Here is an 11,781-nt window from a genome sequence, read left to right as displayed (position 1 = left end):
GAGCCCCCTCGAAAGAGACGCGAAACCGGCTCACGCGTGGCGTTGCATCACGCGATCGACGATCTGCAGGTAGTGGTCGAGACCCGGCGTTTGCTTGCCCTCGATCTTCGCGAGGTCGTCCCAGCGGCGCAGGCGCACCGCGTCGTCGGCATAGGGGCGCTCGGCAAATTCGCGCGCGCCATCGGCGTCGAAAATGCCGCCTTGCAGCTGGAGGCTGCGTACCGAATCAGGTGACAGGCGGCCGAAGTATGCTTCATCGGTTGCGCATAGATAGCGCTTCGCATCGACGTGCAGCCGGATCGGCTCCAATACGCTCGCCGGCAGAATCGGCCGCAGGAACGGCAACGCATAGTACTGGTGCAGGTCGTCGATACCGCGCTCGGTCGGCGTTTCGCCCTGGCGATTGAGCAGATGCCCGAGATCGTGCAGGAAAGCCGCCGCCACGAGTTCCTCGCTCGCCCCTTCCTCCTCGGCCAGTGCGCCGCTTTGCAGCGCGTGTTCGAGCTGCGTCACCGGCTCGCCACTATAGGCCTGCCCGCCATGCTGCTCGAACAAGCCGCGAATATCTTCCAGACTCAGTGCCATTCTGCCCATCCTCCTTTTGTCGATCGCGCCGGCGCGCAATTACTCCGTCAGTCAACGGACGTCACCGACGTCCCGTTCATCGTGTTTCTCCTGCGTGCGCATCTGGGCGACCGCTTCGTCGGCGTCGCGCGAGGCGAGTGCGTTCAAGACCGCCCGATGCCGCGCATAGGACGCCTGCCGCGCTGCCTCGCTCTGCTGCTCGCGCGGCGACAGCCGCCGCTCGTTGACAGCGCGCCGCCAGGCCTCGGACAGCTTGCCGTTGCCGGCCGCCTCGACCAGTGCGTCGCTAAAGGCTTCGCACGCGCGCGCAAACGCATCCTCGTCGGCGAGCCCGGTGCGCATTGCCTCGAGCCGCTCGTGCAGCGCGGCAACCTGCGCCGCGTCGATACGCGCCGCCAGCATCCGGCACGCCGCCTCTTCGAGGATCGAGCACAGCGAGGCAAGCTCATCCGCCTCCACGCCAGACACACTGCGCACAAACACGCCGCGATGCTTCTCGTTGCGCACGAGCCCCGCCTGCTCGAGTGCGCGAAACGCTTCACGCACTGGCCCGCGCGAGACCTGCAGCCGCGCGGCCCATTCGGTCTCGACGAGCTTCGCGCCCGGCGCGAGCTGGCCGCGCGCGATGCAGCGCTCGATCTCGTCGCGCACGAGGTCGGCCAGCGAATGCTGACGCACCAGCGCGAGCGGCGTCGCCATTTCGGCGCGCGACGCGCTTCGCAGATCGGCATCGCGCGTCATGGCCGGTGGGGGCACAGCGCTCAGGCCGCGATCCGGCTCGTCTGCCGGCTCCGCATCGTCCCCGGCCCGCCCTGCGAGACGGTGCAACGCAACGGTGCGCATGCCGTCCATCGTTTCAATCCGCACGCCGGCGCGGCACGCGCGCAGCAATCAGCGACAACGCCGCCAGCGACACGATCAGCAGGATCAGCGAAAGCGCCGACGCCGGCAGGTAATACCCGCGCTCGACCGCGCCGACTACGACGATCGGCACCGTTGCGAATCCCGGCGGATACACGGTGAGCGTCGCGCCGAGCTCGCCGAGCGAGATCGCGAAGCCCAGCGCGAGGCTCGCGCGGATCGCCGGCACCAGCTGCGGGAGCACCACGCGGCGCAGCACCATCGCGGGCGGCGCGCCGAGGCTCGCGGCCGCTTCGCGCAGCACGGTCAGCTCGGGGCGCAGCCCCGCCGCCGCGCAGCGATAGCAAAACGGCAGCACCAGCGCGAGCTGCACGAACACGACGATCGCCGCCGAGCTCGACAGATCCACCGGCGCCTTGTGATAGGCGATCAGCACCGCAAGCCCGAGCACCACGCTCGGCACGCCGTTGGGCACCATCGCGAGCGCGTCGGCGATGGCGCCAAGGCCGCGCCGGTCGCGCCCTTCGAGCGCCAGCGCAAGCCACAGGCCGAGCGCGGTGCCAAGCACCGCCACGCCGAAGCCGACCTCGAGGCTCGTGGTGAGCGCGTCGAAGTCACTCGAGCCGAGGCGCTCGAACCAGCGCATGCTGAAGCCGTCGGGGAGTATCGTCCCCGACCAGTGCGAGGCCACGCTCGAAAGCGCAACGACGATCACCGGCAGCACGAAGAGCCAGAAGCACAGCAGTGCAGCGAGCGCGAGCAGCACGCCGCTGGCAACGCGCGCGAGGACGCTGCGCTCGACGGGCCGCGCACGCAGGTGCTTCGGCGGCAGGGCGATGTGGTCCGAAGCCGCCGCCACGGGATTGGTTGCAGGATTATTTGCCATTGCGCGCGCCTCCATGACTGCGGCGATTCACGCGCCGATACAGCGCATACAGGGAAAGCGACATTGCGAGCATCACGACCGCGCCTGCGGCGGCGGTCGGCAGATCGAGATCGACGGTCGCGGAGCTATAGATGGCCACCGGCAGCGTGACCAGATGCGCGCTGCCGAGCACGAGCAGAATGCCGAACTCGTTGAACGTCAGCAGAAAACACAGGATCGTGCCCGCGGCGATGCCCGGCCACGCGAGCGGCAGGATCACGCGTGCGGCGACCATGCGGTTGTTCGCGCCCAGGCTGCGCGCGGCCTCGATCAGGCGCATGTCGAGCAGCGAGAACGCGGCGAGCGTCGGGCGCACGACGAAGGGCGCATAGAACACCACTTCCGCGAGCACGACCCCGCCGATGCCGAACAGGAAATCGAGCGGCGGCGCCTGCAGATGAAAGAGCCGCTGCAGGCCGATGCTCACCGAGCCCTGCGAGCCGTACAGAAAGATCAGCGTGAAGGCGACGAGGAACGACGGAAACGCCACGAACAGTTCGAGAAAGCGCGTCACGAGCTGCGCGCCCGGAAACGGCTTGAAGAACAGGATCGCGGCGATCGCCACGCCGAGCACGGAGGCCAGGCCCGCACTGAGGAACAGGATCCACAACGTCGTGCCGATCACGCCACGCGAATCGGGATTGCCGAAGAACGCCTCATAGGCGTGCAAGCTCAGGCCATGCGCGCCGGTCAGGCTGAGCAGCACGAGCCGCACGAGCGGATAGACGACGAGCGGCCCCAGCACGAACACGAGCAGAAAGGCGATATGCCATTGCGCGCGCCGCTCGCGGCGACGCACGGCGGCCGCGTGCGCCTCCGCGCCTGGCAGCGGAGCACCCGGGAAAGCGGAATCAGGGGTTGATAAGGACGACATCGTCAGCCTCGTAGCGCAGGGAAACACGCATGCCTTTTTCCGGCGTCATGCCGTGGCCGCGTTGCATGGTGACGAGCACCGGATCGTTGGGCATCGCATCGAGCAGCACCGGCACCGAGAGCACCGAGCCATACCATTCGACGGACTCGATCGTGCCGTGCAGGCTGCCTTCGCCCAGCGGCGCGATGCGCAGGCTTTCGGGACGCAGGCAGGCGAGCTTGTCGCGCACGTCGTGACGCGCGTCGCCCACCGGGAACGCCACGCTCGGCGGCAAGAGGTTCGCCGCGCCCAGATAGCGCGCGACGTAGGCGTCGTTGGGCGTGTCGTAGAGCTGCTGCGGCGTGCCGAGCTGCGCGATATGGCCGTCGCGCATCAGCAGCGTGCGGTCGGAGAGCACCAGCGCGTCGTCCTGATCGTGCGTCACGCAGACGATCGTGAGGTCAGGCAGCCGCTCGTGCAGCGCCTTGAGCTCGGAGCGCACCGAGGCGCGCAGATTGGCGTCGAGTGCCGAAAGCGGCTCGTCGAGCAGCAGCACGTCCGGCTCGATCACGAGCGCGCGCGCGAGCGCCACACGCTGCTGCATGCCGCCCGAGAGCTGGGCGGGCATGACGTGGCCCGAGTCGCCGAGCTGCACGAGCTTGAGCGCGTCCGCCACGCGCCGCGCGATGTCGCGCGACGGCACGCGCCGCGCCTTGAGCCCGAACGCGACGTTCTCGAACACCGAGAGATGTGGAAAGAGCGCGTAGCTCTGGAACAGCAGCCCCAGGTTGCGCTGATGCGGCGGCACGTGGGTCAGGTCGCGGCCCGCGACGGTGAGCGAACCCGCGAGCGCATCGGCTTCGATGAACCCGGCGATGAAACGCAGCAGGGTAGTCTTGCCGCAACCGCTGCGGCCCAGCACGGTCAGCAATTCGCCGCGGCGGATAGTGAGCGACAGATCATCGAGCACCGTGCGCGTGCCGAAGCGCACGCTCAGGCGGTCGATCTGCACGCCCGCTGCGCCGCCGAAGCTGGACGCATCGGAGGTATCGGTCAGGCCGGACACATCCGGCAGTGCGCGGGCCATCTGGGCCGACGCAAGGCTTGCGGTATTCACCGGTTCTTCTCCTGCAAAACGGTCGACCAGAACCCGCGCTCAAGAAGCACCGGCTCTGGTCCCATACAAAGTACTCAGATATTGCTCAAATGCCTTACTGCGGCTTCACGACTTCAAGCTGCTTGCCCGACGAGCCGATCACCTCGTTCTTCCAGCGCGCGGTCCAGTCGGCCTTCTTCGCCATCACCTGGTTCCAGTCCACCGGAATCAGCTTGACGCCCTGGATCGCCTGCTTGACCGCTTCGCCGTTCTTGCCCGTGAGCGCCACGTCCGTGCGGCCCGGAATGCCGAAGATATCCGGCACCTTCGACTGCACTTCCGTCGACATCAGATAATCGATCAGCTTCTTGCCTTCCGCCTGGTTCGGACCATTCTTGATCAGGCCGATCGCGTACGGCAGCTGGAACGTCGTCGGATGGCCGCCCGCGTCGGCGGCGAGGAAGATCGGCTTGAGCGAGAGACCGCCGTTGGCCGCGTCGTCGAGATCCATCTGCAGGTCGCCGTTGGCCACCGAGATTTCGTTGCGCGAGAGCAGCACGTCGAGATAGCCCGTGCCCTTGGTGTGGAACTTGGCGCTTTGCTCGAGCTTCTTCAGATAGTCGAACGCCTTGTCTTCGCCCATCAGCGAGGTCGTGAGGATGATCACGGCCATGCCGTCACCCGCCGTGGCCGGGTTCGAGTACGCGACCTTGCCCGAATAGTCCGGATGCAGGAGGTCGGCGAACGTCTTCGGCTGGTTCTTCACGACTTCGGGGTTGATCGCGAACGAGAAGTAGTTGTTCACGAACGTCGCCCACGAGCCGTCCGGGGCCTTCGCGATCGCCGGCACGTTCTTGTAGTTCACGCTCTGGTACGGCTGCAGCAGGCCGCCTTGCTGCGCCTGCTGGATGAACGGCGGCAGCGTGACGATCACGTCGCCCTTGGGCGAATCCTTTTCGACATTGGCGCGGTTCACAACTTCGCCACTGCCGGCCGTCACGATATTGACCTTGACGCCTTCCTTCTTCTCGAAAGCAGGCAGGACGTCCTTGTAGAGATTTTCGAGGCCGTCGGCCGTGTACAGCACGACGGCGTCGGCGGCGTGGGCACTCATCGCCGCGCATTGCAGCAGCGTGGCGGCGGCCACCATGGGCAGCACCTTGCGCGCAAAACCTGCGCGATGGGAATTCCTGTGGTTCATGTCGCTCTCCGAAGGCAAAAACCTTGTGCTCGGGGATACCCGATGCGTGTTTAGTCGAATGTCGAACGTCGGCGGACTGCGCCGCCTGTTATGCCCGTCCGGTGCGGCGCACGGATTGCAGATTGTCTGCAATCCGCCGTTGCCACCCTAAAACCGCCGTGCCGCATGGCACACCAGGAGCCGCCCCGTCCCGCGCGCCGGCCCCGTCTGAACGGGCCCGGCAAGAATCACAGGTTTTCGTGACAGGGCAATGACGATTGTGGCGAATGTCAGAAAATTCCACAATTCGCCAAAAATAAGCATATGACACCGTGCGCGAAAACCCCAAGGGCGATGCGCGAGCGGCGATCAGGGAGTCGCCCGGAGCGGCGGGCAGGACAAGGCGCGCGGCGCGTGCGCGCGCCGCGCTGGCGAGTGCCTCAGGAGAAGAAAGTCAGGCGACGAGGAGCTCGGGCCCGCGCGCGGCAATGGCGCGGGCAATGCTTTTTTCGGGCGCGAGCTCGGTGATCACGTAACGGGCGCGCTCGAAGCCGTTGATGCGCACCGGCGTGACGCGGCCGAACTTCGAGTGGTCCGCCACGACGACCGCGCAGGCGGCGGCCGAGAGCATGCGGCTGCGCACCTCGGCGACCATGCGCGTGTAGTCGGTCAGCCAGCCGTCGGCGGTGATGCCGCCCGCGCCGACGAACGCGTAATCGACGTGATATTGCGCGAGCTGCTGCACCGTATCGAGGCCGAAGGTGGCCTCTTCCTGATCGGACAGCTCGCCGCCCAGCAGCGTCACGCGGTTCTCGTTGCGCCGCCCGAGCAGGAGCGCGATGCGCCAGTCGTTGGTGTAGACCGTGAGGCGATGGCGGTCGATGAGCGCGCGCGCGAGCGCGTGCGTCGTACTGCCCGAATCGATGATGATGGACGCGCCGTCGGGCACGAACTCTGCTGCCCGCTCGCCGATGGCGCGCTTGGCGCTCGCATTGGCGGCCTCGCGCACATCGAGGTCCGGCTCGCTGCGGTCGCTGGAAAGCGCGCCGCCATGCGTCGTCACGAGCAGCCCGCGCCCGGCGAGCGTGTTGAGGTCGCGCCGGATCGTCTCGCGCGAGACCCGCAATTCGCGCACGAGATCCGCTACCGAAAGCGCGCCGGTCCGGTTCACTTCAGAAAGGATGTACTGGTGACGTTGTTCTGCGAGCATCTCGGTGGGCGCGCTTGCGCGTGAAATCGGAAAGGCCGCCGTATTGTATTACGCGTGATCGGGAGCAGCGCCGATTGGCGGCACGCCCTGTGCCTCGCACGACCGGCCCGGCGCGCGGCGGGCCGGCGCGAAATGGGCCGAAACGAACCAAACGGCCCTGCCATCGCGCGGCCATCCCTGCTAATCTCGTGTTGGCCGCCCGGGAACCGGACGGCCCTCCATTTTGTCGATTTGTCGTTCCGTCGACTGCCGCCCCCATGCATTCACGACTTCGCCAACTGCATCTGCTGTTCTGCGCGCTGCGCTATGGCATCCGGCTGATCTGGCTCGCAGCGCCCGAGCATCACAAGCTGCACTGGATCGTCTCGCTCGCCGCGCGCATGCGCGAGGACGAGCGCCTCGCCACGCATCTGTCGAGCGCGCTGCCGCGCCTCGCACCGCTCGCGGGCGCTTTTGCGCAGACGCTCGCCACGAAGCCCGAGCTCGCCGCCACGACGCTGCACGACGCCATCGACGCCGTCGAGCATTTCGAAGACCCGCTCACGCCGCAGCAGCTCGATGCCGCCCTGCACACGGCGCTCGGCAAGCCGCCACAGACGCTCTTCTCGTGGATCGACCCCACGCCTTGCCAGAACGGCTGGTGCGAGCAGACCCACGTCGCGCGCCTTTCGCTGCCGGCCAGCGGCCATCAGATGGTGACAGTGCGCGTGCTGCGCGCAAAGCAGGTTCAGGAAGTCGACGACGACGCCGCGCTGCTCTGCACCGTTGCGCGCTGGCTCGAGCGCTTCTCGGGCGCCGCGCGCAAGCTGGGCCTGCGCGCGCTCGCGCAGACGCTGCGCGAGGATCTGCAACGCCGTTTCGATCTGCGTGCGCAGGCCGCGAATCTGAGCCAGACGGGACACCACCTCGCGAACGACGCGCGCGTCGTGGTGCCCGACGTGATCTGGGACTTCTGCACGGCGCAGACGCTCACGGTCGAGCACATCGACACGGTGCGCGTAACCGACATCGCCGGACTAGCCGAACATCACATCAACGTGACGCGCGTGGCCGCGCATCTGATCGAGGTGGTCACACAACAGGCCTTCGAGCATGGGTTCTTCCACGCCGCCTTCGACGCTGGGCGCGTGGCCGTCAGTGTCGAGCCGCAGACGCGCGGCCGCCTCGTGTTCGCGAGCGCGGCGCTCATGACGAGCCTCTCATCGCCCGAGCGCGAATTCTTCGTGCATGGCGCGACGGCGCTGTTCGAGCAGGATTACGGGCGGCTCGCTGCGCTGCACCACGTTGCGGGCCACGTGCCCGCGCACGCGCGCACCGAGCAGATCGAAGCCGAGCTGCGCACGCGCAGCGAAGCGCATTTCGCGAGCGATACCAGCACGCGCAGCGCGAGTGCAGTGCTTCATCATCTGCTGCACTCGGTCCAGCCGTTCGGCGGAGAGGTGTCGCCACGGCTCGCCGCCGCGCAGCGCGCGTTCGGCAGCGCCGAGGCGCTCGCGCGCACGATTCATCCGGGCGTCGATGCGTGGGGTATCGCGAGCGCGACGCTCGCGGACATCGCAAGGCGCGATCTCGGCCCGCAAGGCTGGATCAAGCGGCTCTCCCAGGAGCTGCCGCATCTCGCACAGATCGCGCCACGCGTGCCGCAACTCATCTACCACTTCATGCAGCATCACACCCGCACCGCGCATGGCCCGGGCGCCGCGCAAGCCCAGGCCGCGGTGCTCGAGGCGCTGCGCCGCGAGCACCGGCGCACGCGCACTCTGTTGATCGCATGCGCAGTGAGCGGCGTGCTGGTCGGCGTGGCCGCGACGGTTTTCGCGGCTGTCCCCGTCAACCAGGCGAGCCGCGAGGGCGCGCCGCACGCCGTGCATCCCCAACCCGCCGGACCAGTGCAGTCCTGAACAAGACCGGCCCGGCCCGCCCGGGCGATACTTCGGGTCTTTCGCAAACTGTCTGCAAAATGGGTCGCGAATTATTCGCGTAGCGGCGCACGGGGTTGGGCCGGCATTGCGCGCCGGCCGCGCGACGCCGTCCCAACCCCGTGCGCCGCTCTTGCTCGCCATAACCATAAAATGCTCGCCTCGCTCGCTCCCGCCCTCTTCGTCATCCTCTGGTCGACGGGCTTCGTCGTCGCCCGCGCCATCGCGCCTTACGCCGATCCCAACCTGTTCCTGCTTGCGCGCTTCGGCGGGACCGCGGCGCTGTTCGCGTGCGTTGCGCTCGCCCAGCGTGCGCCATGGCCGCGCGGATGGGAGTTCGGCAAGCACCTGTTCGCCGGCGCACTGCTGCAGGGCGTGTATCTGGGGGCGAGCTACTGGGCCATCGCGCAGGGCCTGAGCGCGGGCGTGATGGCGCTGCTCGGCGCACTGCAGCCGCTCCTGACTTCCGTGCTCGCCGCGCCGCTGTTCGGCGAGCGCCTCACGACGCGGCGCTGGCAAGGCCTGTCGCTCGGCCTTGCCGGTGTCGTGCTCGTGCTGATGCCGAAGCTACGTGCGGCGGCAGCAGGCGTCTCCGCTAACGCGACGGTCGGTGCCTCGGGCACGCATGCGAACGCGCTCGTGGTCGTGCTCGTCGCGGTGCTCGCGGTCGGCGCAATCACCGCTGGCACGCTCTATCAGAAGACCTCGCTCGCCAAAGCCGATATCCGCAGCGCGAGCGCAGTGCAGAATGCGGGCGCTGCGGTGGTCGCAGCGCTGCTGGCGCTCGCGCTTGGCGAACATCGCTGGATTGCATCGACGACGCTCTGGATCTCGCTCGCATGGGGCGTCGCGATGCTCTCGGGCGTGGGCGTGACCTTGCTCGTCTGGATGGTGCGCCACGGCGATGCGGCCCGCGCCACGGCGCTGCTCTTTCTCGCGCCGCCGCTCGCCGCGCTCGAAAGCTGGCTGCTATTCGGCGAAACGCTCGCGCCGATCCAGATGGCCGGCTTCGGCGTCGCGCTCGCGGGCGTGCTGATCGCGCGACGCGGCTGACTGCCTGAATACCCCTTCACAGAAGCGCGGCGGACGCATGGTCCCGCCGCGCATCGCTCCCGGCGGCCGTCAATCGGCGCTCAATCGGTCGTCAATCGGCCGTGTCGCCACCCTTGGGCACCTTTGCGCGCGCCTTGCTGCCCGGCGCGGGCGCCCATGCCGGCCGCGTCTTGCGCTCGGAATCGATTACGGCAATGAAGCGCCCCGCCCACGGCGTGACCTCGCGGTTCGGGTGCAGGACCCAGAGCGACTTGCCCGAATCGACGAGCGCCTGGTACTCGGCGTCGATGATCCCGTAGTGATCGATGAACGCATTTAGCGACGCGGGGATGCGCACGCAGCCCTTCGAATGGCGAATGCCGAGCAGCGGTTCGAGCCGGTCGGGGTCCGTGGCGTGCATCTGGAAGCGCATCGGCGAGCGGCCGCCCTTGCCCCAGCCGCGCTCGCCATCGACCCAGCCGAGATCGTAGATACGCATGTCGCGCGCGCCGTAGCCACGGATGCCGTTATCGTTCATCGTGCCTTCCGCACGGAAGTCCATGTTCGAGGGCGTGTGCTCGAACACGCCGAGCGGCGTGAGGAAATGGTCGAACTCACCCGGCCGGCCCGTCGCGACGGGCGAGGCGCCGATCATCTGCCACGGCTCGCCCGGCATCGCACGGAAGTAAATGAAGAGCGTCTGGACCGTGGCGGCGCGGTCAACGAGGATGACGAACTCGCCCGCCAGCGCGCCGAGGTTCTTTTCGTCGAGCGCGGCCTGCAGGCGCTGGCCGTACGCACGCTGATCGGCAAGCGGCACGCGCAAGCGGCGCTTCACGTCACGCGCGAAGGTCTGGCGCATGGCCAGCGCCTGGTGTGTTTGCGCGGCCGCCTGCGCGGCGGTGAGCCTGGGATGCTCGGGCAACGTGAGCGGCGCCGGCCCGGGAGCGGAAGCCGGCGTTGCCGGCGCGGCAGTGGACGATGCCGCCGAAGCCGACGATGCGGGCACTGCACTCGAGGCCGAAGACGCCGAAGCGGCCGACGATGCAGCCGAAGCAACGGATGCCGGGGCAACGCCTTGCGCGGACGAAGCGGGCCCGGCATCCGCCGCCCATGCGCTAGCGGCCAACCACGCGCAGGCAGCCGCGCACAGCACGCGGCAAATCCGCAGCGGCGCACGCCGCGCTCCGCGATAATGGGCCTTCGTAAAGTCGCCCCGAACACCATCATTCACGCGCGCAAGAGCGCCGCGCGAGAAGCTTTTATTCATTGTGAATCCGGCAAATTTTGCGTTTTGTCTGGAAACGATTGCCGCGCGCCCGGCTGAGAACGTACTCCCCACGACGCCCACACCCGGCCAGCGCCGCGGCAGGACCGTCCGCCATTACACCAGACAACGCACGCGAGTCGCAGTACGACGCGCACAGCACAAAACGATAGACCGCCCAAGGAGCCCAGCATGAACGCCGCCCCCATGCGCGAGGCCTGGCAACACCGCCAGCGCGAAATTGCCGCCGAGCTGAACGTCACCACAGCATTTTCCGCACCCGAGGAGCGCGAGCGCCGCATTGCCTTTCTCGCCGGCTGCCTGCGCGCGAGCGGGTTGCGCACGCTGGTGCTCGGGATCAGCGGCGGGATCGATTCCGCTACGGCGGGCCGGCTCGCACAGTTGGCAGTCACGGCATTGCGCGCCGAGGGCTACGAGGCGCGCTTCATTGCGATGCGCCTGCCGTACGGCACGCAGCGAGACGAAGCCGATGCCGCCGAGGCGCTCGCCTTCATCGCCCCCGACGAGACCTTGAGCGCAGACGTCGCCCCGCCCGCCGACCTCGAAACGTTGCGCCCGCTGCGATCCGACGAAGACGCTTATGGCGTCAGTTACGAGGAAATCGACGATTTTCTGGAGGGCAAGCCGCTCAGCGACTTCGCCTATTCGACGATCCTGCGCTTTTACGATACGACACGGCACAAGCGCGCCCTGCCCTGCACGCCATGCAATCCCGTGCCAGCCAAAGCAGGCGAGCAACAGCGCATAGGCGGGGCGGGAAGTTGAATCTGGCGGCGCGCGACGAGGGAGCGAAGCTGGAAAGCCATCGCGCCACTGCAAGCAGGGCGCGATC

Annotated in this window: 11 protein-coding genes; 3 read left to right on the top strand and 8 right to left on the bottom strand. The window is 67.9% G+C overall.

Annotation, left to right across the window (positions count from 1 at the left end; all coding sequences use genetic code 11):
• Positions 1 to 30: 30 nt before the first annotated feature.
• From BO1_RS38570 to BO1_RS38540, 7 genes are all read right to left on the bottom strand, one after another.
• A complete protein-coding gene (locus tag BO1_RS38570) occupies positions 31 to 585 on the bottom strand; it encodes a phosphonate degradation HD-domain oxygenase (protein ID WP_028222138.1) in 555 nt (184 codons plus the stop codon).
• Positions 586 to 636: 51 nt separating this feature from the next.
• Positions 637 to 1,326: a GntR family transcriptional regulator gene (locus tag BO1_RS54570; protein WP_043288401.1), complete on the bottom strand. Its 690-nt coding sequence runs from the start codon at positions 1,324 to 1,326 to the stop codon at positions 637 to 639.
• Between the two features lie 115 nt (positions 1,327 to 1,441).
• Positions 1,442 to 2,332, bottom strand: coding sequence for a 2-aminoethylphosphonate ABC transport system, membrane component PhnV (gene phnV / locus BO1_RS38560; protein WP_084688573.1), 891 nt, complete (start codon positions 2,330 to 2,332; stop codon positions 1,442 to 1,444).
• On the bottom strand, positions 2,322 to 3,245 hold the full coding sequence (locus tag BO1_RS38555; RefSeq protein WP_028222136.1) for a 2-aminoethylphosphonate ABC transporter permease subunit: 924 nt from the start codon (positions 3,243 to 3,245) through the stop codon (positions 2,322 to 2,324). The genes phnV and BO1_RS38555 overlap by 11 nt, the downstream gene beginning before the upstream one ends.
• On the bottom strand, positions 3,223 to 4,341 hold the full coding sequence (gene phnT, locus BO1_RS38550; RefSeq protein WP_028222135.1) for a 2-aminoethylphosphonate ABC transport system ATP-binding subunit PhnT: 1,119 nt from the start codon (positions 4,339 to 4,341) through the stop codon (positions 3,223 to 3,225). Before phnT ends, BO1_RS38555 begins: the two co-directional genes overlap by 23 nt.
• A 94-nt stretch (positions 4,342 to 4,435) precedes the next feature.
• The gene (gene phnS, locus BO1_RS38545; protein ID WP_028222134.1) at positions 4,436 to 5,521 is read right to left on the bottom strand and encodes a 2-aminoethylphosphonate ABC transporter substrate-binding protein; all 1,086 of its coding nucleotides are present in this window, start codon (positions 5,519 to 5,521) and stop codon (positions 4,436 to 4,438) included.
• Positions 5,522 to 5,954: 433 nt separating this feature from the next.
• On the bottom strand, positions 5,955 to 6,710 hold the full coding sequence (locus tag BO1_RS38540; RefSeq protein WP_028222133.1) for a DeoR/GlpR family DNA-binding transcription regulator: 756 nt from the start codon (positions 6,708 to 6,710) through the stop codon (positions 5,955 to 5,957).
• Between the two features lie 257 nt (positions 6,711 to 6,967).
• Between BO1_RS38540 and BO1_RS54565 the strand changes: the two genes are divergently transcribed.
• Positions 6,968 to 8,611, top strand: coding sequence for an ABC1 kinase family protein (locus tag BO1_RS54565; protein WP_063744746.1), 1,644 nt, complete (start codon positions 6,968 to 6,970; stop codon positions 8,609 to 8,611).
• 171 nt (positions 8,612 to 8,782) lie between these two features.
• Complete coding sequence (locus BO1_RS38530) at positions 8,783 to 9,682, top strand: DMT family transporter (RefSeq protein ID WP_028222132.1); 900 nt, start codon at positions 8,783 to 8,785, stop codon at positions 9,680 to 9,682.
• Positions 9,683 to 9,773: 91 nt separating this feature from the next.
• On the opposite strand, the gene BO1_RS62180 is transcribed toward BO1_RS38530, so the two are convergent.
• On the bottom strand, positions 9,774 to 10,931 hold the full coding sequence (locus BO1_RS62180; protein ID WP_407670058.1) for a L,D-transpeptidase: 1,158 nt from the start codon (positions 10,929 to 10,931) through the stop codon (positions 9,774 to 9,776).
• Positions 10,932 to 11,135: 204 nt separating this feature from the next.
• Here BO1_RS62180 and BO1_RS38520 point away from each other — a divergent pair, with 204 nt between their 5' ends.
• Positions 11,136 to 11,714, top strand: a complete 579-nt coding sequence (locus BO1_RS38520; RefSeq protein WP_028222130.1) for an adenine nucleotide alpha hydrolase family protein — start codon at positions 11,136 to 11,138, stop codon at positions 11,712 to 11,714.
• Positions 11,715 to 11,781: the final 67 nt, after the last annotated feature.

The sequence above is a fragment of the Paraburkholderia oxyphila NBRC 105797 genome (assembly GCF_000685075.1).
Classification (GTDB): Bacteria; Pseudomonadota; Gammaproteobacteria; order Burkholderiales; family Burkholderiaceae; genus Paraburkholderia; species Paraburkholderia oxyphila.
This window is presented reverse-complemented; position numbering and strand designations above follow the sequence as displayed.